This is a genomic window from Saccharomonospora saliphila YIM 90502 (assembly GCF_000383795.1).
GTDB classification, from domain to species: Bacteria; Actinomycetota; Actinomycetes; order Mycobacteriales; family Pseudonocardiaceae; genus Saccharomonospora; species Saccharomonospora saliphila.
On record NZ_KB912640.1, the window covers coordinates 474762 to 499557 of the forward strand.

The 24796-nt window shown below is 71.3% G+C and carries 20 protein-coding genes, 1 tRNA gene and 1 riboswitch; of the genes, 10 read left to right on the plus strand and 11 right to left on the minus strand.

Annotated features, from left to right (window positions below):
• Window positions 1-247: 247 nt before the first annotated feature.
• Entirely contained in the window at window positions 248-1915 is a 1668-nt protein-coding gene (locus tag SACSA_RS0107395) for an amidohydrolase (RefSeq protein ID WP_028661651.1), read from the minus strand.
• 247 nt (window positions 1916-2162) lie between these two features.
• Between SACSA_RS0107395 and SACSA_RS0107400 the strand changes: the two genes are divergently transcribed.
• Window positions 2163-2801 carry a hypothetical protein gene (locus SACSA_RS0107400; RefSeq protein ID WP_019814679.1) on the plus strand — a complete coding sequence of 213 codons (639 nt, stop codon included), beginning with the start codon at window positions 2163-2165 and terminating at the stop codon, window positions 2799-2801.
• A gap of 81 nt (window positions 2802-2882) precedes the next feature.
• Here the strand turns inward: SACSA_RS0107400 and SACSA_RS0107405 are convergent, their stop codons facing one another.
• Entirely contained in the window at window positions 2883-4271 is a 1389-nt protein-coding gene (locus SACSA_RS0107405) for an MBL fold metallo-hydrolase (protein ID WP_019814681.1), read from the minus strand.
• An 85-nt stretch (window positions 4272-4356) separates the two neighbouring features.
• Between SACSA_RS0107405 and SACSA_RS0107410 the strand changes: the two genes are divergently transcribed.
• Complete coding sequence (locus SACSA_RS0107410) at window positions 4357-4938, plus strand: class I SAM-dependent methyltransferase (RefSeq protein ID WP_019814683.1); 582 nt, start codon at window positions 4357-4359, stop codon at window positions 4936-4938.
• A gap of 71 nt (window positions 4939-5009) precedes the next feature.
• Here SACSA_RS0107410 and SACSA_RS0107415 read toward each other — a convergent pair whose 3' ends face one another.
• Together SACSA_RS0107415 and SACSA_RS0107420 are read right to left on the minus strand one after the other, a co-directional pair.
• Entirely contained in the window at window positions 5010-5264 is a 255-nt protein-coding gene (locus SACSA_RS0107415; RefSeq protein ID WP_019814685.1) for an amphi-Trp domain-containing protein, read from the minus strand.
• A 134-nt stretch (window positions 5265-5398) separates the two neighbouring features.
• Window positions 5399-6031, minus strand: coding sequence for a class I SAM-dependent methyltransferase (locus SACSA_RS0107420; RefSeq protein WP_019814690.1), 633 nt, complete (start codon window positions 6029-6031; stop codon window positions 5399-5401).
• Between the two features lie 378 nt (window positions 6032-6409).
• Between SACSA_RS0107420 and SACSA_RS0107425 the strand changes: the two genes are divergently transcribed.
• Together SACSA_RS0107425 and metE are read left to right on the plus strand one after the other, a co-directional pair.
• Complete coding sequence (locus tag SACSA_RS0107425; protein ID WP_019814691.1) at window positions 6410-6904, plus strand: SRPBCC family protein; 495 nt, start codon at window positions 6410-6412, stop codon at window positions 6902-6904.
• Between the two features lie 160 nt (window positions 6905-7064).
• Window positions 7065-7329, plus strand: a riboswitch (cobalamin riboswitch).
• 146 nt (window positions 7330-7475) lie between these two features.
• Window positions 7476-9764 carry a 5-methyltetrahydropteroyltriglutamate--homocysteine S-methyltransferase gene (gene metE, locus SACSA_RS0107430; protein ID WP_019814692.1) on the plus strand — a complete coding sequence of 763 codons (2289 nt, stop codon included), beginning with the start codon at window positions 7476-7478 and terminating at the stop codon, window positions 9762-9764.
• 108 nt (window positions 9765-9872) lie between these two features.
• Here the strand turns inward: metE and SACSA_RS24520 are convergent, their stop codons facing one another.
• The gene (locus SACSA_RS24520; RefSeq protein ID WP_083940197.1) at window positions 9873-10319 is read right to left on the minus strand and encodes an excalibur calcium-binding domain-containing protein; all 447 of its coding nucleotides are present in this window, start codon (window positions 10317-10319) and stop codon (window positions 9873-9875) included.
• 409 nt (window positions 10320-10728) lie between these two features.
• On the opposite strand from SACSA_RS24520, the gene SACSA_RS26690 reads away from it, so the two are divergent.
• Together SACSA_RS26690 and SACSA_RS21940 are read left to right on the plus strand one after the other, a co-directional pair.
• Entirely contained in the window at window positions 10729-11934 is a 1206-nt protein-coding gene (locus SACSA_RS26690) for a hypothetical protein (protein WP_232212863.1), read from the plus strand.
• A gap of 62 nt (window positions 11935-11996) precedes the next feature.
• The gene (locus tag SACSA_RS21940) at window positions 11997-12206 is read left to right on the plus strand and encodes a hypothetical protein (RefSeq protein ID WP_048876484.1); all 210 of its coding nucleotides are present in this window, start codon (window positions 11997-11999) and stop codon (window positions 12204-12206) included.
• Window positions 12207-12242: 36 nt separating this feature from the next.
• Here the strand turns inward: SACSA_RS21940 and SACSA_RS0107450 are convergent, their stop codons facing one another.
• On the minus strand, window positions 12243-13118 hold the full coding sequence (locus SACSA_RS0107450) for an N-acetylmuramoyl-L-alanine amidase (protein ID WP_019814697.1): 876 nt from the start codon (window positions 13116-13118) through the stop codon (window positions 12243-12245).
• 311 nt (window positions 13119-13429) lie between these two features.
• On the opposite strand from SACSA_RS0107450, the gene SACSA_RS0107455 reads away from it, so the two are divergent.
• A complete protein-coding gene (locus SACSA_RS0107455) occupies window positions 13430-13726 on the plus strand; it encodes a GYD domain-containing protein (protein ID WP_019814698.1) in 297 nt (98 codons plus the stop codon).
• 230 nt (window positions 13727-13956) lie between these two features.
• On the opposite strand, the gene SACSA_RS0107460 is transcribed toward SACSA_RS0107455, so the two are convergent.
• From SACSA_RS0107460 to SACSA_RS0107470, 3 genes are all read right to left on the minus strand, one after another.
• On the minus strand, window positions 13957-14991 hold the full coding sequence (locus SACSA_RS0107460) for a cobalamin B12-binding domain-containing protein (RefSeq protein WP_019814701.1): 1035 nt from the start codon (window positions 14989-14991) through the stop codon (window positions 13957-13959).
• Window positions 14992-15009: 18 nt separating this feature from the next.
• Window positions 15010-16314 (minus strand): PP2C family protein-serine/threonine phosphatase, encoded by a 1305-nt coding sequence (locus tag SACSA_RS0107465; RefSeq protein ID WP_019814703.1) that lies wholly within the window; start codon window positions 16312-16314, stop codon window positions 15010-15012.
• Window positions 16315-16464: 150 nt separating this feature from the next.
• Window positions 16465-16537 (minus strand) — tRNA-Thr (locus tag SACSA_RS0107470).
• Between the two features lie 227 nt (window positions 16538-16764).
• Here SACSA_RS0107470 and SACSA_RS0107475 point away from each other — a divergent pair.
• The 3 genes from SACSA_RS0107475 to otsB are packed head-to-tail and all read left to right on the plus strand — an operon-like array spanning window position 16765 to window position 22350.
• Window positions 16765-18291, plus strand: a complete 1527-nt coding sequence (locus SACSA_RS0107475) for a threonine/serine exporter family protein (protein WP_019814706.1) — start codon at window positions 16765-16767, stop codon at window positions 18289-18291.
• Window positions 18292-18315: 24 nt separating this feature from the next.
• Window positions 18316-19782, plus strand: a complete 1467-nt coding sequence (locus tag SACSA_RS0107480; RefSeq protein WP_019814708.1) for an alpha,alpha-trehalose-phosphate synthase (UDP-forming) — start codon at window positions 18316-18318, stop codon at window positions 19780-19782.
• Between the two features lie 36 nt (window positions 19783-19818).
• The gene (gene otsB, locus SACSA_RS0107485; RefSeq protein ID WP_028661653.1) at window positions 19819-22350 is read left to right on the plus strand and encodes a trehalose-phosphatase; all 2532 of its coding nucleotides are present in this window, start codon (window positions 19819-19821) and stop codon (window positions 22348-22350) included.
• Window positions 22351-22446: 96 nt separating this feature from the next.
• Here otsB and SACSA_RS0107490 read toward each other — a convergent pair whose 3' ends face one another.
• Both SACSA_RS0107490 and radA read right to left on the minus strand, forming a co-directional pair.
• The gene (locus SACSA_RS0107490; protein WP_157596666.1) at window positions 22447-23409 is read right to left on the minus strand and encodes a hypothetical protein; all 963 of its coding nucleotides are present in this window, start codon (window positions 23407-23409) and stop codon (window positions 22447-22449) included.
• 185 nt (window positions 23410-23594) lie between these two features.
• Window positions 23595-24796, minus strand: a 1202-nt coding sequence (gene radA / locus SACSA_RS21945; RefSeq protein WP_019814713.1) for a DNA repair protein RadA, incomplete at its 5' end; no start/stop codon positions are given.

A 24796-nucleotide genomic window follows, 5' to 3' on the forward strand; every position in this document is an offset into this window, starting at 1 on the left:
CCGCGAGCACGATGCCGTCGGCGCCGATCGCGTCGAGCACCAACCCGGCCGCGCGGCGCAGCCGCTCGCGCCCGCGATCGACGCCGTCCAGCAGCTCCCGCACCACCCCGTGCAGCGTCGTGTCCTCCACGGCCCGCTCCCTTCCGCTCACGCTCGGCCGCCATCCCGGCCCGGACGGCGGGAAAGCCGCGCTCACCCGGCACGGTAGCGAGGCTCTCCCGCCGCGCCGCGACCGGAGCGGGCGCAGTCACGCGGCCCGGTCGTCCTCCGGGCCACCCGTGGTGTAGGTCAGGGCGTCGGCGCCGTGGACAGGCGTGCCCGCGACGAAGGTCGCCAGCACGTCGATGTCGGCGATCTCCGAGCTCGCCACCGTGGTCGGGTCGGCACCGAGCAGCACGAGGTCGGCCTGGAAACCGGCCTCGACGCGGCCCCGCCGGTCCTCCTGACCGCAGGCGTAGGCCGCGTGCGTGGTGAACGCGCGCAGCGCCTCCGTCGCGTCGACGCACTCGTCCTCGTTGAGGACCAGACCCGCCTTCGTGGTGCGCTCGACCATCGACCGCATGCCCGCCAACGGAGCGCCGGTGCCCACGCACGGCCGGTCGGAGCTACCCGGCACCCGCAGTCCGGCGTCCAAAAAGGACCTCTGCCGGTACAGCCAGGGAATCCGCTCCGCGCCGAGCGCGGAGTGCATGGTGTCACCGATCTCGTACAGGAAACGCGCCTGCGGCACCGGAACCACGCCGAGTTCAGCCATTCTGGACAGTTGGTCCGGCCGCACCATCGCCGAGTGCTCGATACGGTGCCGCGCCCGCGGACGGGGATGTTCGCGCTGCGCCTCCTCCAGCGTGTCCAGGGTCAGGTCGATCGCCCGGTCTCCGATGGCGTGAGCGGCGACGCGCCAGCCACTGCGGTGCGCGGCGAGGATGCGCGCACGCAGCACCTCGGGGTCGTCACCGAGCACGCCGAACCCGCCGTCGCCGACGAAGGGCTCGGTGACCGCCGCGGTACGGCTGCTCAACGCGCCGTCGGTGAAGATCTTCATCGGGCCGATCCGCAAGAAGTCGTCTCCGAACCCGCTGCGCAACCCGAGGTCGAGACCCGCTTCGACGCCGACGGCCTCGCCGCCGGGGTAGGAGTGCAGGACCTCGGCGGCGGGCATCAACTCCACCCGCACGGGCAGCTCGCCCCGCGACCGCGCGAGCTGATAAGCGGCGGCCTCCGCCGGGCTGTGCCCGATCCAGCCGCCCGCGATGCCCGCCTCGGTGACGTGGGTGAGCCCTTCGGTGACGTAGACGTTCGCCGCCCGCGTGATCGCCGCGGCGAGGTCGTCGACGGGGTACGGCTTGACCAGCGCGTCCACCAGTTGCTGGGCCTGTTCGGCCAGCAGCCCGGTGGCCTCCCCCCGCTCGTCGCGCTCCACGACCCCGCCCTCGGGCACCGTCACGGAGCCGTCGAGCACGCCGATCCGGTCGAGGATGGCGCTGCTGGCCACGCACATGTGCGCGGAACGGTGCTTGAGCAGTACCGGCCGACCGCCGCCCGCCCGGTCGAGCGCGGCCCGGTCGGGGTGCCCGCCGAGCACGAAGTCGTCGTAGCCGGAGCCGACGACCCAGCCGTCGGAGGGCAGCTCGGCGGCACGCGCGGCGACCGCGTCGTAGAGCTGGTCCGGGGTCCGGCACACCGACAGGTCGAGCTCGGCGAGGGAGAGCCCGTACCAGACCATGTGATTGTGCGCGTCGGTGAAGCCGGGAGTGAGGACAGCGCCGTCTCCCCGCACGACGCGCCGCGCGGGCAGGTCCCGCACCTCGTCGTCGACACCGACGACGACGCCGCCCAGTACGCCGACCGTGTGGGCGACCGGCCGGTCGTCCCGCATCGTCAGCGCCCGCACGTCACGTAGCAGCAGATCCAGCACCGCGGTTCCTCCCAGGGTCGTGGGTGACACGAACAGGTGCCGCGCCGCCCCGTCGCGACGCCGCACGCCGTCATTCACTCACGAGCCCGGCACCCGGCGCACCCCGTTCCGCGCGGGCGCTGTGAAGGATTCCTTCACAACATCGAGTGCTGGAAGTATTCCTTCACCACACCCGCGCGCCGATGCGGCGGCTACCCTGTGCACGCTGTCCAGGGACGTCGGTTCACGAGAAGGAAGGTCGGCAGGCTTGCGCCAGAGGACAACCACGCCGGTCGCCGCGCTGGTCGCCGCACTCGCCGCGGTGCTGCCCGTGCTGGCCGGCTGCGATGCGGAGCGGGCCGAGGCGGGGCCCGTGGGCACGACGCGCACGGTCATGACCGACCTGTTCACCGACGGCGGCCTCGACCCGGAGCTTGAGGTCGAGGGCGAGGTGACGGCCGCGTGTGAGCGGTCGCGCCTCAGCCCGGACAACCCGCGCGCCCGGCGCTGCTTCACCACGGAGACGACACTGGTGATGGACCCGTGCTTCGTGCCGGAGGCGCCCGCACCCGAGGCGCGTCTCGACCGCGTGACCACCATCGCGGCGTGCCTGCGCGACCCTGCCAGCGACCGGGTGACCAAGGCCTACGTCGTCGACGACGAGCGGCCCTTCACGGGCCGCGACGCGGTGGACCAGTGGTGGTTCATGGAGCTGGCGGACGGCACACGCTGCGTGAAGGTGATCGGCGTTCCCGAGATCCGCGAGGATCTGCACCTGAGCTACCGGTGCGACGACGGCTTCCTCTACGGCATCCCGGACGAGGCGAAGCAGGTGTGGACGATCCACCACCGCCTCTCCGGCTCGGAGACCCCCGAACTCGCCGAGATCCGCGCCGCCTGGTCGTGACCCCTCGACGCTGGCGTGCCGTCAAGGCCCCCTTCACTGCACTGAACGCAGGTAAGGAGGCCTTGACGGCACGTCAACACGCTACGAGGGTGACGCGGCGCGCTCGGCCGGGGAGGTCGTGATCGGGACGCCGGCGGGGGCCGCGTCGGAGTATCGGCCGTCGACGTGGACGACGTCGTGGCCCGCGCGGGCGAGCAGGCTGGCCGCGATCGCGGCGCGGTAGCCCGACCCGCAGTGCACCCACAGGCGCTCGGCCGGCACCTCCGCCATCCGGGGGAGCAACTCGTGCAGGGGGATGTGCAGGGCGCCCTCGACGTGGTCGGTCTCGTACTCGTCGTCGCGGCGCACGTCCAGCACGGTGGGCGCCGCGCCGTCGGTGAACTCCGCGGCGAGGCCCTCCCAGCCCACGTGCGGGTACGACGTCGTCGGGTGCGCCTCGGCCAGATCCCGCGCCGGGTCGCCGACGGCGACGTCGAGCCGGTCGATGCCGATGCGGGAGAGATCCCGCAGCGCCGCGCGCACGTCCTCGACCGGCCCGACCAACGTCATCGGGTCCAGCCACGGCAACGTCCAGCCGAGGTAGGTGGTGAACTGTGTGCCGTCGCCGTACTCGAAGCTGACCGTGCCCTCGAGGTGCTTGGTGGCGAAGGCGATGCGGTTGCGCAGGTCCACGACCCACTCGCCCCGGTCGAGCCGTTCCCGCAGCCGTTCGGTGTCCAGCGGCTCCGGCATCGTCAGATCCGGCGCGCTCGGGCCCATCCGGTTCAGTGGAGCCATGTGCGCGTAGTACGACGGGTAGTCGGTGAGGCCGGCGAGGAGGCGCTCGACGAAGGCGGCCTCGTCGTGCTCGGTCAACGCGTCGTTGCGCGTGCGCTGTTCACCGACGGTCGAGACGTCGGAATCCGTGCTCGGACCCGAGGCGCAGAAGCTGCCGAACCCGTGCGTCGGATACAGCCGCGCCTCGTCGGAGACCAGCTCGGCCAGCCTGCGCGCCGAGCGGAACTGCGCGCGGCTCAGCTCCGCCGTCCGCTCCGGGTCCACCAGGTCGGTGCGCCCCACCGACCCGTACAACAGGCTGCCGCCGGAGAACACGGCCTGCTCGCCACCCTCCTCGACGACATAGGCGAGGTGGTGCTCGGTGTGCCCGGGAGTGGCCACGGCCGTCACCGTCATCCGGCCGACCTCGATGCGGTCGCCGGGCAGCACCCGGTGGTGCTCGTACTCCATGCCTTCGGCCTCGCCGATCAGGTAGCTGGCGTGGTGCCGACGCGCCAGCGCGGGGCCGCCCGTCGCGTAGTCGTTGTGCAGGTGCGTCTCGGCCACGTGAGTGATCCGCACACCACACCTCTGGGCGACTTCCTCGACCCGGTCGAAGTCGCGCTGCGGATCGACGACCAGCGCCACCGCCCCGTCGTGCACCAGGTAAGTCCGGTCTCCGAGGGGTTCGGTGCGAATGATCTCGACGTCCATAGGCGGGTCATCCCTCGTCACGCTGTGGCAGGCTCGGTCGTCGGGTACCCGCCACGGGACCCGGTAACCGAACGGAGGAGGACACGTGGCCCGCACGGACGCCACCACCTGGGACGAGCGCTACCGCACGCGAGAGGTGCCGTGGGGAGAGGCACCCGCCGCCACGATCCGGGAAGCGCTGACCGGCGCCGATCCCGGCACCGCGATCGACCTCGCCTGCGGCGACGGCAGGCACGCGGCGTGGTTGCACTCCCAGGGCTGGCGCGTGGCGGCGGTGGATTTCTCGCCGGTGGCGCTGGAGTCGGCCCGCGACCGGCACGGCGCGGGGATCGACTGGCGACTCGGCGATGTCACCACCTGGGAACCCGCGAAGGCGGTCGACCTGGTGCTGGTGGCCTTCCTCCAGATCCCGGTGCCCGATCTCGTGCGCACACTGCGCCGGGCAGCGGGATGGCTGTCCGACGGCGGGCGGCTGCTTTATCTGGGGCACGCCCGGGAGAACCACGAACGCGGCGTCGGCGGCCCGTCGGAGCCGGAGGTGCTGCCGGGCGTGCCGGATCTCGCCGAGGCGGCCACCGGACTGCGCGTCGAGGACCTGCGGCATGTCACGCGCGAGACCGACCACGGCACCGCGATCGACATCGTCCTCGACGCCCGGAGGTGGTGATCCGGTCCACGCGCCGACGGCGACGGCGAGTCCCGCGTGGCCGGGCGCGCGACTCGCCGAGGGACGTCGGCTCAGACGACCGGCTCGTCCTCCGACTCCTCGCCCGCCTCGTCGAGCTTCCAGCGAAGCTGGAACTCGATCTCCTCCTCGCCGTCGCCGCGCTCGTGCTCGACGGAGAACCGCGCCCGCGCGGGCACGTGGATACGCTCACCCGCGATCTGGATGCGGAACGGCGTCTGCGACTCCAGGACGTCGGCGAGCCTGCGCAGCTTCGCGACCACCTCGGGGGTGGAGTAGTACACCTCGACGTCTCGTTCGTCGGCCACGCTGACGTCCCGTCGGGGTCCGACCGCCGGACCCGCGTGGCGGGTATTCAACCGGACGCGGGGCGTAAACCTCTGTGAAGTCACCCGTGGTCGCCTACGGCGGCACCGTCTGAACCGCGTTCACTCGCGAACGCTCACACGCGTCGCACGCGGGCCAGCCACGCGGGCAGGTCCACGGCCGTACCGGAGACGACGCCGAGTTCGGCCGCCTGCTCGTCCCGGGCGACACCGCGGTAGCGGCTCGTGCTCAGGTCCTCGATCTCCCAGCCGTCGGTGAACGCGTCCTGGATCGCCGCGTCGCTGATGCGCGGACCGAAGCCCGGCTCGTCGGTGAGCGCGAGCGCGAGGACGTACACCCGCGCTCCCGGTCGGCACACCCGGTGCAGCGCGTCCGCATAGCGCCCGCGGTCCTCGGCGCCGAAAACGTGAAACAGCGCGCTGTCCACAACGGTGTCGAATCGCGCCGTCCCCTCAAGGGCGAGCGCGTCGGCCATCTCGAACGACGCGGAGACCCCGTGCCGCTCGGCGTTGCGCCGGGCCAGGTCGACGGCCCGTTCGGAGAAGTCGATCCCCCGCACGTCGTAGCCCCGTCCAGCCAGCAGGATCGTGTGCTCACCGCTACCGCATCCGGCGTCGAGCACGCTCCCCCGCAGCCACCCGTCCCGCTCCAGCTCGACGACGGCGGGTTGCGGCTCGTCGATCAGCCACCCCGCCCAGCCTTCGTCGTAGGCGGCGTCGAACTGCTCCCGCGGCACTGTGGTGTCCATGCGTCTCCCCTGTCTCCGATGTCATCGATTCGTCTGTGAACACCAGCATCCGACCTCGACCGGACTCGAAGTCAAGGAAGTCGCACCCAAGAACCGCGCTGGCCACCCCCTGGCCGACCGACCACCCCGATCGCTTTCCGGACGGCCAACTCTTCGCGGATCCGGGCGTTCGGCACCACCGGCCGCACCGTCCCGAATACCCCGCTCGCCTCGCGCGGCGATAGTCGACCGGTTTCGCGGCAATACAGAAGCGCGTGGCCGTACCCGAACGAGCCGCACGGGCGAGCCGGCTACCGGCCGCCTACGAGACATCGAGCGGCACCGCACAGGAGAGAGCGAACAGCTTCCGACCGACGATCCGGAAGAGGACGAACCACAGTGACCACGATCCAGTCGACCAAGGACACCGACGCCCTGACCATGACCTTCGTCGCCGAGTTCGACGCCGACGCCGCCCGGGTGTGGCGCGTGTGGGAGGACCCGCGGCGACTGGAGCGCTGGTGGGGGCCGCCGACCTACCCCGCGACCTTCGAACGGCACGAGTTCGAGATCGGCGGACACTCCCGCTACTACATGACCGGCCCGGACGGCGACAAGGCACGCGGGTGGTGGACGATCACCGCCGTCGACGCGCCGCACCGGCTGGAGTTCGACGACGGTTTCGCCGACGAGCACGGCCAGCCCGACTCGTCCATGCCCACCATCCATGTACGGGTGACACTGGAGGACACCGGGGCGGGAACCAGGATGACCATGGTCACCACCTTCTCCAACCGGGACGACCTCGAACGCCTTCTCGACATGGGCATGGAGGAGGGCCTGCGCTCGTCGCTCGAACAGATCGACGACCTCCTGACCGCACCCACCGGCTGACACGCTCGCCCTCGGTGTGACTCATCTCGCGAACCGTGTCGTCGCGGGCGCCTGCTGCTCCGCGTTCGGCGCGGTCAGGCGCTCGTTCGCCGCACGTGACCTGACTCGGGACGGTGAGCCGAAGCGAGCGGACACCCTTGCCAGCCGCCGCACGGCCACTACGCTGAGACGTGCTGGTGGTTCGTGCGCCACCGGGCGGGGCCGAGGCCGCGCGCGGTGGGGTGCGAGGCAAGAGGGAACCCGGTGCGAATCCGGGACTGCCCCGCAGCGGTGAGTGGGAACGAACGCCGTGTCCCGGTCCGCCGGACCGGGACGACACAGCACTGGACCCGCCGGGTCTGGGAAGCGACGGCGCAGTAGGAAACCCGGCCACCCGGCCGGACGTGCCCGCGAGTCCGAAGACCTGCCACCGGTGCGCGTGCCGCCGGTGCGCGCTGCTGTCGAGGTCTCGCGGGAAGGCCCGGCGGACGAGGAGCACCCGGTGGCCACGGGCCCCGTCTCGCTGCTCGCCTGCGCGCTCTTCCGCTGCCGTCCTCGACGGCGACCACGTCGAGCTCGCGAGGAGAGAGCGTTGACCAGCACGATCGGATCGACCGTACTCGGCTACCCCCGCATCGGGCCGAACCGGGAACTCAAACGCGCACTGGAGAGCTACTGGGCGGGGCGCGGCACCGAAGCCGACCTCCGTGCGACCGCCCGCCGGCTGCGCGCGGACACCTGGCGCGACCTGCACGGCACCGGGCTGGACTCGGTGCCCGGCAACACGTTCTCCTACTACGACCACATGCTGGACACGGCCGTCACATTCGGCGCGATCCCGCCCCGCTACGCCCGTCTCGGGCTGGGCCCGCTGGACACCTACTTCGCGATGGCACGTGGGGTCGAGTCCACGCCGCCGCTGGAGATGACGAAGTGGTTCGACACGAACTATCACTATCTGGTGCCCGAGATCGGCCCGAACACGCGCTTCCACCTCGCCGACCGGACGCCGCTGGAGGACCATCGTGAGGCCGCCGAGCTGGGCGTCGCCACGCGCCCCGTTCTCGTGGGACCGGTGACGTTCCTGCTGTTGTCCAAACCGGACTCCGACGCGCCCGAATCGTTCCGCCCCGTTGACAAGGTGGACGAACTGCTCGACGCCTACGCGCTCTTGCTGAGCGAGCTGCACGACGCCGGGGTGGAGTGGGTCCAGCTCGATGAACCCGCGTTCGTGGCCGACCGCACGCTGGCCGAGCTGGACGCGCTCTCCCGCGCCTACCGCCGTCTCGGCGAGAACACCCGGCGCCCGAAAATACTGGTCGCGAGCTACTTCGGCGAGCTCGGCGAGGCGCTGGGCCGGCTGGCCTCGGCACCGGTCGAGGCACTGGCCCTCGACTTCGCGTCTGGCTACTCCACAGTGGATTCGCTGTCGGCATCGCACGGGCTGCGGGACAAGACACTCGTCGCCGGACTGGTCGATGGACGCAACGTCTGGCGCACCGATCCCGACCGCGCCCTCACCACGGCAGGCACGCTGCTCGGCATAGCGGGCGAGGTCGCGGTGAGCACGTCGTGCTCGCTGTTGCACGTGCCCTACGACGTCGAGGCCGAGACCCGGATCGACCCGCGCGTGAAGCCGTGGCTGGCCTTCGCCCGCCAGAAAGTGCGGGAGGTGGTCGTCCTGGGCCGCGCGCTGCGGGGTGACCGCGACGCCGTGGCCGACGAACTCGCGGAGACGAAAGCCGCCGTGGCCGATCGGAAGGGCGCCGAGGGGGTGCACGACGAACGGGTCCGGGCGCGCCTCGCGGCACTGGGCCCGCGGGACACGCGCCGCGCCGACTACGCCACCCGCCAAGCCAGGCAACGGGAATCGCTGCCCTTGCCGCCGCTTCCGACGACGACGATCGGCTCCTTCCCGCAGACCGGCGACGTCCGCCGCGCGCGGGCCGACCTGCGTGCGGGCGCGATCGACCACGCCGAGTACACCCGGCGTATGCGCGCCGAGATCGAGCGGGTCGTGCGGACGCAGGAGGATCTCGGACTCGACGTCCTCGTGCACGGCGAGCCCGAGCGCAACGACATGGTGCAGTACTTCGCCGAGCACCTGGCGGGTTTCGTCAGCACCGACCACGGGTGGGTGCAGTCGTACGGGTCGCGGTGTGTGCGCCCGCCGATCCTGTTCGGTGACGTCTCCCGGCCGGAGCCGATCACGGTTGGCTGGGCGACCTACGCCCAGCGGCTCACCGACCGGCCCGTCAAGGGCATGCTCACCGGCCCGGTGACCATCCTGGCGTGGTCGTTCGTGCGCGACGACCAGCCCCTGGCCGACACCGCGCGGCAGGTGGCGCTGGCCATGCGGGACGAGGTCCGCGACCTGGAGGCCGCCGGGCTGCGCGTCATCCAGGTGGACGAGCCCGCGCTGCGGGAACTGCTGCCCCTGCGCGCCGTGCGGCACAAGGAGTACCTGGACTGGGCGGTGGAGGCGTTCCGCCTGGCGACCGCGGGCGCGGCCGCGCACACCCAGATCCACACGCACCTGTGCTACTCGGAGTTCGGTGACGTGATCGACGCGATCGTGGCACTGGACGCCGACGTCACCAGCATCGAAGCCGCCCGTTCGCGAATGGAGGTCCTCGGCGACCTCAACGCCGTGGGCTTCGCCCGCGGCGTCGGGCCGGGGGTGTACGACATCCACTCGCCCCGGGTGCCGGAGCGAGCGGAGGTCACCGATCTGCTGCGCGCGGCACTGGAGGCCGTGCCCGCCGACCGGCTGTGGGTCAATCCCGATTGCGGGTTGAAGACCCGTGGCTACGCCGAGGTGGAGCCCGCGTTGCGGCATCTGGTCGAGGCCGCTGCCGAGGTACGCGCTTCAGCACGCTGACCACACACTCGGCAGCGGTGGGGCGCCACGCCCCCACCGCTGCCGAGCTAGGTGAGTCCGCACGCTCTTGCCCAGGAGGGCCAAGCTATGCGGCAGCGTTTGTCGCGGTCATGTGCTGCGGCTCGTGCGCCACAGGAACACGACGGTCCCGCCGGCCGCGGCACCAAGACCGATGAGGCCGACCAGTACGGGGGTGTCGAGAACAGGGACCCCGGCCGCGGAACCATCACCAGCCTCGACACCCCCGGCTGGCACGTCGCCGACCTGGCCGTTTCCGTCCGTACCGTCGCGAGGTTCAGCCGGTGTATCGGCATCATCGGCGATCCCAGCGTCCGGTGACGTGGGAACACCGTTGAGCGCCTCACACGCGATGCCGTCATTGTCTGCGTCGAGTCTGTGCGGGTCGGTGGGATCACGGTCGAACTCCGCCTGCGCTTCCGCCTGGCTGGAGAAGTCCCGGCAGTCGAGATCGGGCTGGGCGAGCGCGCTCCCTGCCGCAGGTAGCAGAGTTCCGGCAGCGAACGCGACAGCGAGGGTGACCTCACGAATGTGCATGACGCTGTCTCCCATCAGCCTTGAGGTCGGTACGCGGGCCCGCCGAACCTCATGCTTTCGTGAAGCGGTCCCGCGATGGGGCGATGCCACCGTCGGTACGAACCAATCAAGCGAAGTCCTGAACCACTCAGCCGGGGGATACGTGTTCCCAGTGGGCGCGGGCGAAATCCATCACCGATCTCGAACGAAATCGGCGCGTGGCACTACGGTCACCGACTGTCACATGCGCTCGCACCTGGGGAGCGTTGCAGGCGAGCTGGGCTTCCTGCGACAACAGCTGTCGCGGCGCTGTGCTCGATCACCGCTCCGCAGGGGGCGTGCGGCTTGTTCGTCGCTCGGGTAACGCGACTGAGGCCCCGAGTGTGGGTAGTCCCTTGGTGGAGGCTCCTTACCCGGACGAGGTGATCACGTGACGTGGTGGGACGAGACCGCTCCCGAGCGGGACGAGACGGACGGACACGACCGGGCCCAGCCGCACGGCGCCCACGACTCGGCCGACTCCGAGGACGCCGACGCACCCGGTCAGACCGCGGACGCCGAAGACCGCGTCCAGGACACCGGGGATTCCTCCACGGACACCGGGCACCCCGCCGAGGTCACGGGTGAGCGCGCGGACGACCCCGACAGCGACCGGGCACCCGACGTGCTTCTCGACGTGCCGAACCTCTCCGTGGACCAGATTTCGCTGGAAGTGGAGAACCTACGCGCCCATGTGTCCTTGCAGGCCGAGGTGCTCGATCTGCTCAAGCTCAACGTCGGAGCGGACGTCGCGCTCGGCCGGGTCTCCCTCAACATCACCGGCGTGCAGGCCCAGGCTCTGCTCAAAGTGCGGCTCGACCGGGTGGCTCAGATCATCGAACGGGTTCTCACCAGCATCGACCGCAACCCGCAGATCCTCGAACAAGTGGTGCGGTCGGTGGAACCGGCCCTGAGTCAGGTCGGAGGAGCGGTGGGCGAGCTCGGTTCCGGTGGGCGGCGCGCCGTCGAGCAGGTCGGCCAGGGCGCGGGCGAGGCGGTCAGCGACGTGGGCCAGGGCGCGGGCAAGGCCGTCAGTGACGTGGGCGAGGGCGCGAGTGGGGCGGTCAGCGACGTGGGTCGGGGGGCCGGAGAGGCGGCGACCGAGGTCGGACGCGGGGCGAGCGAGGCGACAACCGAGGTCGGTCGAGGCGCGGGCACGGCGACCAGCGAAGCGGGCCAGGCCGCAGGAGAAGCCGCACGCGAAACGGGCCAAGCAGCAGGGGAAACCACCCGCGAAGCAGGCCAAGCCGCGGAGGAAGCTGGACGGACCGACACCGACACCGACACCGACACCGACACCGACACCGACACCGACACCGACACCGACACCGAGGAGCGTACCGCCGGAGAGGCCGAGGGTGAGGGCACCTCGACCACCGACGAGGACGGCTCCGAGGACGTGGACGAATCCCACGAGGACGTGGACGAATCCCACGACGGCGACCACGAGGCGGGCGGGCGGCCACGCGGAGGGTCGACCTCGCGCCGATCCCGGCCGCGCACGGGGTCGGGCGGAACACCTCGACGCCGACCCCTGTACGACTCCGGTGGGGGTTCGACGCCCCCGGAACGCCGCCGCCGGAGGCACGGGACCTGAGCCCCGACCCGCGGCTCCGGCGACCCGACATCGCGTTCAGCTCCACGGTGCGGGCCGAACGCATGCACTGGCACGACGACCCGGACGCCCGGGTCTCCTTCACCGGCTCGCCCGGGTACCGGTCGCGATCGGACAGTGACCGGGTGAACCTGCCCGACCGGGTCCGATCCGGCGAGACCTACCAGGACGTGCGCGTCGACTACCGGCTGGAGGCGGCCCTGGACGAGGACGCCGTGGAAACGCCGGACGACACCGACCGAGCCGACCCCTGAGCCACCACGCCTCCGCTCGACGAGGGCGGCACGCCGTCACGTCGTGCGTGGGCGCTCCCTGGTGGGCGCGGGGTGCCCATCGCTCTCCGGTTGCCCATCGCCCTCGGGCGCCCCGCCCCCCGCCCGCAGGGCGGCGGCCTCCGCCTCGGACTCGGCGAGTGCCCTGTGCACCCCCTGACGTGCGGCCTCCTCGACGGCGGCCGGGTCGACCTGCTGCCCCTGGGCCATCTGCTCAACGAGATTCCGGATGGCGGCGACCTCGCCCCGCAACGGGGCGATCTGCTGGCGGATGATGCGATCCTCGGAACTACCCAGCAGCGTCTCGGCGTACTCGTTCCACCCGAGCCTGCGGTTGTGAATCCAGTGCGTCCACACGGCCTTGGCGACCTCTTCCGAGCTGGGCATGTCGTCCTCCTGTGCCAAACGGTTGATCTCGGCGATGCGTGCCTGCGCATGCCGCCCCGGACAGGCCGTGGCGGCGCCGGGAGCGTCCCTGTGCCCTCCGGTGAGCCTGCGGTGTCTCCACCACCCCTTCGCGTGCCCGTACCGCACCAGGTCCGCGACCGCGTGCACTTGCCTGCTGGTCATGTGCCGCTGCTCGTAGTTGCCCACAAGGCAGATCGCGCGCGAGATGTGGTTGCGCCCGCCGGTGTGCGCGCCCTGACGGTGAACACTGTGCCCCTCGTACACCCGGCCCGACGGCGGGATGACGAACGTGTAGCTGATCCCGCCGCCGAAGCGGTCCTGGCCGATTTGCTCGAGGCGGCGCAGTGCGGCCGCCTCATCGGCGAAGCGCCACTCCGGAGCCGGGGTCACCGAGTGGTGCAGCCACACCTCGGAGGCGGGCAACGGTGCGTTGCGGAACCCGTCCGGATGGCGTGCGCCCCACCGGGACCGATCGATGATCTCCACGTCAGCCTCCCCCGCGAGCACTGATCCTGTGATCTGTACCAGCAGGGTAGCGCACGATCCAACACGTGTGTGCGGTTTCGTGCGGACACGTTCGGGTACAAACCTTGCCGGTCTCGATGACAGTGCGTCACAGCCGTGTGCGGTGCCGGGGAAGGCGCCCCGGCGACGACGGCGGCGGCCCCGCTCCTCGGCCGGCAAGACGCGGACGGCGGCGCCGCGGTGACCTTCGGCCCTCGTCACGGGACGGGCCCGCGACCGAGGCTCGGAGGTGGCAGACCCGGCAACACCGATACCGAAGGGACTGGTCGGCCATGGCAACGGTGATCACCTTCCTGCGCTGGACCGAGCAGGGAGTGCGCAACTACACCGAAACGGTCTCCCGCTACGAACAAGCGCGGCAGCTCGCCGAGAAATACGGCGTCACGTTCAAAGACATCTACTGGACGCCCGGCGGCCCCTACGACATCGTCTGCGTGATGGAGAGCGACAACGTCGACAAGGCGGCTTCGTTCCAGCTCGCGACGGAGGCGGCGGGCAACCTCAGAGCGAAGACTGTCCACGCCTACGGGCCCGACGAGATGCGCGAGATCGTCTCCGCCGGAACCTGAGCGTCACCGAGCCTGAACCTCGCCACGCCGGAGCGCTCTCCGGCCTCGAACGGGCACCGCGGCGAACGCGCGGTGCCCGTCGCCGGTCACGACGCGGTGCCCGACTTTCGCCGCCCGACTTTCGCCGCGCGCGTCGACAGCCCCGCGACCCGCGCGTGCCCTCGGCGACATCGACTCGGGCTCGGATCTTCGCCGAGTTCTGATCTTCCCCGGGTTCGGAGCTTCCCCGGTCAGCGCGTCGCCCGGTCGGCACCGGGCCAGTGCGCGCGCAGCAGCTCCCGCGTCAGGGGCAGGTGCGACACGGCCGCGAGCAGCTCCTCACCGAGCCCGGCCACGGCCGTCTCGGGCACCGACCGGGCGCGCAGGACCGCACGCACCCACGCACCGATCTCGGAGACGAGCCGCTCGTCGCCGGTCAGCAGCGCCGCCTGGAGCGTGCGCAGGGGTTGCTCGACGCAGTCGTGCACCACCGAGGAGAGGTCGCCGCCGTCCACGTCGTCGTCCCGGCCGCGCACCGGAGCCCAGTTGGTGGTGACCTGCTCGACGAGACGGTGGTGGGCCAGTTCCAGCGTCCGTTGCTCGGCCAGCGGTGCGGCCGGGAGCGGATCGGCGGGGTCGACGGTGGCGGGCAACCGCTCCACCAGCTCGAACGCGTCGGGCAAGCTCGGTGCCCACGCGGTCGCGCCCAGCGCCCGCGCACGGCGATCGTCGGTGCCGAAGGCGGCGCCCCCGGCCAGCACGGGGATGCCGACGGTGGTGGCGGCCTCGATGAACCTGCGCGCCGTGGGCAGTCCGCCCGCCATCGAGCAGCTCACCGCGACGGCCGTGGGGTCGAGGTGGTGCAGGTGTGACGCGAGCCGGTCGGCGGGTGTGGACGCACCGAGGTAGGTGACCTGCCAGCCCTGCTGCCGCAGTCCGGTTCCCACCACCAGGGCGGCGAGTGCGTGCCACTCCCGCTCGGGACAGCCGACCACGACACGGCCCCTGGTCACGGGCAACCGCCGCGCCCGGCGGGCGACGGCCTCGGTGACGGCGACCGAGATCCCGGTGGCGATGTGCTCCTGGGCCACCGACCACTCCCCGCTCTGCCACCGCTCGCCGATCCGGCGTTGGGCGGGAGCGACGACGTCACAGAGCACCGACACCGGCGAGGCACCCGCGTCGAGAACCCGGTCCACCAGCGCCGAGGCGGCGGAGCTGTCCCCCCGCTCCAGCGCGTGCTCGAACGGGCCGAGCAGCTCGGGCGGCTCGGTGCCGGGCCCCATCGAGCCGCCCCGCACGGCTCAGCCCCCGTTCCGGACGGCGACGACCGCGATGTCGTCGTGTCCGTCGCCGTCGAGATGCTCCACCACGTGCTGTTCCACCGCGGCACACACCGTCGCGGGACTGGCGCCGGCGTAGGGCGGGAGCAGGTCGCGCAACCGGTCCGCCCCGAAGAACCCCTTCGGGCCGCGCGCCTCGTCGACCCCGTCGGTGTAGAGCAGGATCGTGTCCCGCACGCCGAGCCGGAACTCGACCTCGTCGTAGGAGAGTCCGCGCACGATACCGGCCACGGTGCCCCGCGCGGCGAGCTCCTCCACCTCGCCGTCGGCCCGCAACAGCAGGGGCGGCGGATGCCCCGCGACGGCGACGGAACCGGTCAGCCCGCCGTCATCGCCGGATCGGGTGAACCGTACGCACGCCGCCGTGACGAACCGGTCCGACGAACGCTCCCGCAGCACGTCGTTCAGCGCGGCCAGCACCGACGACGGCGACCGGTCGAAATGCGCGGCGACCCGGACGGTCTGCCGGGCCAGCCCGGTCAGCACGGCGGCGGCGATGCCCTTGCCGCAGACGTCGCCGATCACGACGGTGAAGTCGTCGCTCGAACCGAACACGTCGTAGAAGTCGCCGCCGATGTCCATCCGCTCCTGCGAGGAGCGATAGCGCGCGGCCAGCCACACCCCGTCGAACTCGGGCAACTCCGGTGGGCGCAGCGTGGCCTCAAGCGAATCGGCCATCTCCGACCGTTCCTCGTAGAGCTGCGCCGACTGCAACGCGCCGGCCACGCGGCGCGCGAACTCCTGGGCCACGGCGACGTCGGCCTCGGTGTAGGAACGGCCCGTGCCCCGCACGGTGACCAGGACGCCGTTGGTCGTACCGCCGTTGTCGAGACCCACGGCGAGCACCCCGGACGGGTCGAGCGCGGCGGCCTCGGCGCACAACGCGTCGTCGGGCACGAGATCGTGGAGGGTCTCGCGCGGGTCGGCGCCGAGATCGGTATGCAGGCGGGTGCCGCCCACGCGCTTGATCCGGCACAGCCCGCTCTCGGGATCGAGCCGCCCCAGCTTCAACGGTTCACTCGCCCGCCTGCCGCCGTCACCGCCGAGCACGGAGACGCCCGTGCCGTCGAAGAAGGCGAGCATCGCCCAGTCGCCGAGGTAGGGCAAAGCGACGTGGAGCGCGCGCAGCATCGTCCGCCGGACGTTCAACGACCCGGCGAGCTGGTGGGTGGCGTTCTGGATGAACCGCACGGCCGCCCAGTCCGGCGACCATTCGGGCTGGGCGCTCCGGTGCGGCGGAGCGGGACGGTTCACGGCCGCGTCCACAACGGGCTCCTCCGACGGTGACGACGGACGCCTCCGACTGTACTGGAGTGAAACGCCGATTTCGCCGCCTCGCGGCGCCGGACATTTCGTGCAGTGCCGGACTTCGCGGGCTCCGGCCGGGTGGTCGGCCGGAGCCCGGCCGGGTGTGAGAGCCGGCAACAGGACTCGAACCTGCGACCCTCTGTTTACAAGACAGATGCTCTACCAACTGAGCTATGCCGGCCTGAGGTCCACACGTACGGGTGTGGCTTACGCACCACTGTACCGGCCGCGATCTGTACCACAGCGGGCACCCGGAACACCGCGACGGCGCTGTTCACGCACGTCACGACGACTACATTAGGTGCGGGTCACCATATCGCAACGATGTGGTATACGACACGGCTTTCGGTGTGCAACGGCCGGGGACAGGCGGCCGATGCTTCTCGGGGATTCAGCGAGGAGGTGGAAATGAAGCTCAGGCCGCGCGCTCGTGCGGCGGCTCCGAAGCGTCGGCACGCGTGGCAGATCCTGGAAGCCCCGGCCGAGGATCACGCCGAGAAGCGCCCGCCGCGCCAGCACCGTGGGCGTGGGACCCGACAGCGCGCCTGGCAGGTCCTCGAGGCTCCGACCGGGGAACTGCCCGCCGTCGACCCTGCACCGGAAGGCACGATCGGTCCGCAGCTACCGGACGAGGCGACCGTGCACATGGTGCTGGACCTCGTGACGCGGATCGGTGAGATCCAGATGGCGAGCGGGGCGGGCGCGTCCGATGTCACCGCGACCATCCTGGCGCTGACGCGCGCTCTCGGCCTGCCCGCCTGCGAGGTCGACGTCATCTTCACCTCCATCACGGTGAGCTGTCTGCGCGGCAGCGACCTGCCGCCGGTGACCGCGCTCCGGGTCGTGCGGTCGCGCAGTCTCGACTACACGCGCCTTTCCGAGGTCGAGCGCCTCGTGCAGCGGCTGATCCGCAACAAGATCAGCCCCGAGGACGCCTACACCGAGCTGCACCACCTGACCGCGGCCAGCCACCCGTACCCACGCTGGGTCTCCACGCTGGCCTGGGGCGGCATGGCCGCGTTCATCACCCTGCTGCTCGGGGGCTGGGGCACGTGGGCGCCCGTCACCGCGTTCGTGATCAGTGCCCTGGTGGACCGGGTGGGGCGCGTGCTCAACAAGTACGCGCTGCCGTTCTTCTTCCAGCAGGTCGCGGGCGGATTCATCGCCACGCTGTCGGCCATCGTGATCGTCAACCTCGACTTCCTCGACCTGAAGAAACCCACGCTGGTGGTGGCCGCCGCGCTGACGGTGCTGTTGTCCGGGCTGTCGACCGTGTCGGCGGTGCAGGACGCCATCACCGGCTACTACGTCACGGCGGCGGGGCGGATGTTGGAAGTGGTGCTGATGAGTGCCGGGCTCATCACCGGCGTCGGTGGCGCGCTCAGCGTCGCGGCCCAGTTCGGCGCGACCCGGACGCCGGTACCGACCGCACCCGCCTACACCGTGGCCGAACTGCACATCACGACGCTGGCCGGGACGGGAGCCGCCGCGTGCTTCGCCCTGGCGTCCTACTCCAAGCCCCGCCCGCTGGTCATCGCGGCCGTGACCGGCGCGGTGGGCGCCACCGCGTACGGGTGGCTCGGCGTGCTCGGGTACAACCCCATCATCGGCGCGTCCGTCGCCACCACGCTCGTGGGGCTCGGCGGGGGCGTGCTGGCCCGGCGGCTCAAGGTCACGCCCCTCGTCGTGGCCGTCTCGGGCATCACCCCGCTGCTGCCCGGGTTCGCCACCTACCGGGGCATGTCGGAACTGATCGAGAACGGCAACATCACCATCCTGATGTCGGCCGCCGCCATCGGGCTGGCGTTGGCCGCGGGGGTGGTGCTCGGCGAGTTCCTCGCCCAGCCGCTGCGCACCGGACTCGGGCGGCTGGAACGAAAACTCGCCGGCCCCCGGATGGCAGGCCCCCTCAACGCTGGCCGCCCGCTGGAATAGTCACACCGCGATACTGTTTGAAGCATGGCATCCGCCCAGACAGCGCAGCCGAACGCCGAGCCTCACTCGAACGCCAAGGCCGAGTTCGTGGTCGTGGCCAACCGCCTGCCGGTCGACCTCGAACGCGCCGCCGACGGGACCCAGCGCTGGACACAGAGCCCCGGCGGGCTCGTGTCCGCGCTGGAACCGTTCCTGCGGTCCCGCAAGGGCGCCTGGGTGGGCTGGCCGGGCGTGCCGGACGTCGATGTCGACGAGTTCACCGACGACGGCCTCGTCCTGCATCCGGTCACGCTCACCTCGGCCGACGTGCGTGACTACTACGAGGGCTTCTCGAACGCCACGCTGTGGCCGCTCTACCACGACGTGGTGGCCCGCCCGGTGTTCGACCGGAGCTGGTGGGAAAGCTACGTGCGGGTCAATCGGCGTTTCGCCGAAGCCAGTGCGGCCGTGGCCGGGGAAGGCGCCACGGTGTGGATCCAGGACTACCAGCTCCAGCTCGTGCCGACGATGCTGCGCGAGCTGCGCCCCGACCTGCGGATCGGCTTCTTCCTGCACATCCCGTTTCCCCCGGTCGAGCTCTTCATGCAGCTCCCCTGGCGGGCCGAGATCGTGCGCGGGCTCATCGGCGCCGACCTCGTCGGCTTTCACCGTCCCGGCGGTGCGCAGAACTTTCTGTGGCTGGCACGGCAGCTCATCGGCCTGGAGCCGAGCCGGGGCTCGGTGGGCGTGCGGTCCCGCCCGGGCATGGTGCAGGTCGGTGATCGCACCGTGCGCGTCGGCGCGTTCCCGATCTCCATCGACGCGGCCGGGCTCGACTCGCTGTCCCGCACGAAGGCCGTCACCGAGCGGGCGGCACAGATCCGGGAGGAACTGGGTGATCCCCGGACCGTCCTCCTCGGCGTCGACCGGCTCGACTACACCAAGGGCATCGACCTGCGCCTGCTGGCCTTCCACGAGCTGTTGCAGGAGGGCCGGGTCAAACCGGGCGAGGCCGCCTTCATCCAGCTCGCCACGCCCAGCCGCGAGCGCGTCGAGCACTACCAGCGGATGCGCAGCGAGATCGAGCAGCTCGTCGGCCGGATCAACGGCGAGTTCGCCCGGGTCGGCCGCCCGGTCGTGCACTACCTGCACCAGTCGGTGAACCGCTCGGAGCTGGCGGCCTTCTTCGCGGCCTCCGACATCATGGTGGTCACCCCCCTGCGGGACGGGATGAACCTCGTGTGCAAGGAGTACGTCGCCTCAAGGCACGACCTCGGCGGCGCGCTCGTGCTCTCCGAGTTCGCGGGCGCGGCGGCGGAGCTGAACAGCGCGTTCCTCGTCAACCCGCATGATCTGGACGGGGTGAAGAACGCGCTGGAGCAGGCTATTACTCTCGACCCGGCGGAAGGTCGGCGTAGGATGCGCGCCTTACGTCGTCAGGTCCTGACGCATGACGTCGACAGGTGGGCGCGCTCGTTTCTCGAAGCGCTCGGGGCCGAAACGGCCACCTGACGCCCCCGGACATGCTTGGCTCCTGAAGGAGGAGTGTTGACCGCCGAGGCCCTGCCCGCTGAGCTGCGGCGCGCGATCGTGCAGATCGCCCGGACGCCGCGCCTGCTGGTCGCCTGTGACTACGACGGCACGCTGGCGCCGATCACCACGGACCCGGACGACGCCAGAGCGCGCCCCGAGTCGGTCGGCGCTTTGCGGTCACTGGCCACCCTGCACGAGACCACCAGCGCGGTGATCTCCGGTCGCGCCCTGCGCGATCTCGCCATCCTCTCCCGGCTGCCCGCCGAGGTGCACCTCGTCGGCAGCCACGGCTCCGAGTTCGACATCGGGTTCGTCCACGAACTGGACCCGCAGGCCCGCGACCTGCACAACACCGTGCACGCCGAGCTGGAACGCATCGTCGACGGCGTCGACGGCGCCGTGCTCGAGGCCAAGCCCGCGAGCATCGCCGTGCACGTCCGCAGGGCAGACAGGCAGCAGGCCCGCCGCGTCATCGACGCCGTCCACGCCGGACCCTCCACCTGGGACGGCGTGACGACCACGGACGGCAAGGAGGTCGTGGAGCTGTCGGTCGTGCGCACCGACAAGGGCAACGCGCTCGATACGCTGCGCCACCAGGCGGGCGCCACGGCGGCGGTGTTCCTCGGCGACGACGTCACCGACGAGAAGGCGTTCGCCCGGCTGCACGGCCCCGACCTCGGCGTCAAGGTCGGGGCCGGGGACACGCTCGCGCAGTACCGGATCAACGACACCAACGACGTCGCCACCGTGCTGGCGTTCCTGCTCGAAGAGCGGCGGAACTGGCTCTACGGCGAGCAGTCGCCGCCCATCGAGCGACTGTCGATGCTCGCCAGCGAACGGTCGGTGGCGCTGGTGACGCCGGACGCCAAACTCACGTGGCTGTGCCACCCCGGCCCGGACGCGCCCGCCGTGTTCGCGGACCTGCTCGGCGGCGAGGGGGCGGGGCACTTCTCCATCAAGCCGCACCGCAACGGCCTTCCGCTGGGCCAGCGCTACCTGCCCAACACGATGACCGTGGAGACGCGGTGGTCACGCCTGCTGGTCACCGACTACCTCGAGCCGGAGAGCCCGCCGCACCGCACCGATCTGGTGCGGGTGATCTCCGGGGAGACCACGGCGTCGGTGGTGTTCGCGCCGAGGCCCGAGTTCGGCGGTGTCCCGGTCCGCCTGCTGCGCGAGGAGGACGGCCTGCGGGTGCTGGGCACCTCGGAGCCGTTCGTGCTGCGCGCGCCGGGTGTGCAGTGGGAGATCGGCAACGACGGGATGCACGACACCGCGACCGCGCTGGTGGACCTCGAACCGGACAAGCCGGTGGTGCTCGAACTGCGCTGTGGCACCACCGACCTCGGGCCGCACGACCTGCCCGAGGTCGACCGGCGAGCGCGGGCGGGCCGGTACTGGAGCGAGTGGGCCACCTCGCTGAAACTGCCGCAGGTGGAGCCTGAGCTCGTCGCGCGCTCGGCGCTGACGCTGCGCGGGCTCGCCGACGCCGACACCGGCGGCGTGATGGCCGCGGCCACCAGCTCGCTGCCCGAGGAGATCGGCGGCGTGCGCAACTGGGACTACCGGTACTGCTGGATTCGCGACGGCGCGATGACGGTGCGCGAACTCGTGTCGCTCGGCTCACTTGAGGAAGCCGAAGGGTTCCTGCGCTGGCTGCACGGGGTGCTCTCCACACTCGCGGGTCCGGAGCGGCTGCATCCGCTGTACACGCTGGCGGGCACACAGATCGGCGCCGAGGCGGTAATCGACTCGTTGCCCGGGTACAAGGGTTCGCGCCCGGTGCGCGTCGGCAACCTCGCCAACCACCAGGTGCAGCTCGACGTGTTCGGTCCCGTGGTCGAGCTGGTGATGACGCTGGCCGAGGCGCGCGGTGAACTGCGGGACGAGGACTGGCAGATGGTGCGGGCGATGGCCGAGGCCGTGACCCGCCGCTGGTCGGAGCCCGACCACGGCATCTGGGAGGAACGGCACGTGCCCCGGCACCGCGTGTACTCCCGTGTGATGTGCTGGCTGACCATCGACCGGGCGATCAAGCTGGCCGAGGTCTACGGCAGGCCGCTGCCAACAGGGTGGACGGAGCTGCGCGACGAGATCGCCACCGACGTGCTGGAGAACGGGTGGAACGCGACGGTGCGCGCCTACACCACCGCCTACGACGGCACCGACCTCGACGCCGCGTCGCTGTTCGTGGGGCTGTCGGGCCTGCTGGACCCGCAGGACGAGCGGTTCCAGTCGACCGTGACCGCGATCGAGGCGGAGCTGCGCAGCGGCTCGACGGTGTACCGCTACCACCGCGACGACGGCCTGCCCGGCAACGAGGGTGGCTTCCACCTGTGCGCGGCGTGGATGATCGAGGCGTACCTGCTGACCGGTCGCCGCACCGAGGCACAGGAACTGTTCGAGCAGATGGTCGACGCGGCGGGCCCGACGGGCCTGCTGCCCGAGCAGTACGACCCGGTCGCCGAGCGTTCCCTGGGCAACCACCCGCAGGCCTACTCGCACATCGGCCTGATCCGCTGCGCCCGCCTGCTCTCGGAATCCTGACCTCCTGTCGTCCTACCGCCTGTTGTCGTGCCGTCAAGGCCTCCTTACCTGCGTTGAGCGCAGTAAAGGAGGCCTTGACGACTTGCCAACACTGGTTCAGGGGCCGTGCACGATCCTGACCGGGGGTCGCGGCCGCGCCGCGGCCGCACGATAGGCGGCGTCGAGCTCGCGGATCACCGCGTCGGCATCGTCGAGGAGCCTGGACGGAAGTGTCTGCACGACCGCGATACCGGACTGCGCGTAACGACTGTTCCTGGCCAGCGTCCGCGCGTAGTCGGCGCGGGCGTAGTGGAACTCCACCGAGTCGATCTCCCAGGCGAGCGCGACATCGTCCCACCATGCGTCCGGTTGAGCGAGGTAGTCACCGCTGGAGGTTCGTACTGTCGGATTCCAGTGTGTCGGTGCCACGGTAAGCCGGGCTGCGACCCGGCGACCATGCAGTTCGGCGACCGAACGCAGACCGTCGATCTGTTTGAGGACACGCCGCGGGACCGCTGTCCCCCGTGGCGTTCCCCTGTCCAGTTCCCACCGCAGCGCCTGAACCGTCGCGCCGCCCTTCTGGACCGCCTCGATCAGCAGCTTCGCGACCGTGTCCGGCGAGCGATGGCGCCGAGCCGCGTCGAGCGCGGCCCGAGCGACCGGCGCGGTCGGAATGCCACGTCGCACGAGAGCCCTCGGTAGTCGGTGGGTCCGTTCGATGGTCACGAACCCGCTGCTGATTACCTTGTGCTCATGGGGCGTCAGGAGGTGCACGTCCTCGCGCTCGGCCCAGCGACCGAGTTCCAGGCCATGGGCACGGCACGCCTCCACGCCCGTGACCTGGGCGTCCGGACCCGCATAGAGCAGTGCGGCGACCAGCCGTTGCCATCTCGATGGTGGCGCGTCCTGGAGCAGCACGACACCGGGCAGCAACCGTCGCCACGGACCTCCCGGGAGGCACCGGCGGTACACGGTCGCGCTGTCGATCCCACTGGCCTCAAGCGTGGCCACCCGGATCACACCGTCCCGGCTGCGACGCCGGAGCACGTCCGGCCGATCCGCCCAACGTCCTCGTTTCACAGGACCCACGCTGCCCGAGGCAAGGCGCACTGCGACACCACGTCTCCTCCCGCCTGTGGACGACGTGAGGCCCTGTGGACAACTGCATCGCCAGCGCATCCGCTCGCCCGTTGTCGTGCCGTCAAGGCCTCCTTACCTGCGTTGAGCGCAGTAAAGGGGGCCTTGACGACACGACAACAGCGGCGTCAGAGGAGAGCCAGGGCATCGGCCAGGTTGGCGACCTCGCGGGTCTTGATGCCGTCCGGGAGCGGGCCCGCGTCCGGCGGGACGAGCGCGTGGGTGAAGCCCAGGCGCGCGGCCTCGGCCAGACGCCGGCCCACGCCGGTCACACGACGGATCTCACCCGCGAGCCCGACCTCGCCGATCGCCACGAGCCGGGGTGAGAGCGCCCGGTCGCTCATCGCCGACCAGACGGCCAGCGCCACGGCCAAGTCCACGGCGGGCTCGGTCACCTTCATTCCGCCGACCGTGGCCGTGTAGACGTCCTTGCCGCCCAACGGGTGCCTCGTACGCTTCTCCAGCACCGCGAGCACCATGCTCACCCGGGAGGAGTCCAGTCCGCTCACCGCGCGCCGGGGTTGCGGCAACGCCGAGTCCGACACCAGCGCCTGGACCTCGCCGAGCAACGGACGCTTGCCCTCCACCGTCACGGTGACGGCCGTACCGGGCACCGCCTCGGCATGGCGGTTGAGGAACAGGCCCGAGGGGTCGGCCACCCCGACGATCCCGTCGTCGCGCAGCTCGAAGCAGCCGATCTCGTCGGCCGCGCCGAAGCGGTTCTTCACCCCGCGCACCATGCGCAGCGTCGAATGCTTGTCGCCCTCGAAGTGCAGGACGACGTCCACCAGGTGCTCCAGGACGCGTGGCCCGGCCACCGACCCCTCCTTGGTCACGTGGCCGACGAGCACCACGGGCAGCCCGCGCTCCTTCGCCAGCGCGACCAGCGCCGAGGCCACCGCCCTGACCTGCGTGACGCCGCCCGGCGACCCCTCCGCCTGCGGCGAGAACATCGTCTGCACCGAGTCGACGATCACGAGTCCGGGTTTGACGTCGTCGACGTGGCCGAAGACCGCGGACAGATCGCTCTCGGCCGCCAGGTACATCGCGTCGGTGACGTTGCCGGTGCGCTCCGCGCGCAACCGCACCTGCCCGGCGGATTCCTCACCGGTGACGTACAGGGCGCTCGTACCGCTGTGCACGGCCCACCGATGGGTGACCTCCAGCAGCAGCGTCGACTTGCCGACGCCCGGCTCTCCGGCGAGCAGCACCACCGCACCGGGCACGAAGCCACCGCCGAGCACCCGGTCCAGCTCGTCCACGCCGGTCGGCCGCGCGCGGGAGGTCTCGACGTCGACCTCGGCGATCGGCCTGGCCGGCGCGCTCGGCG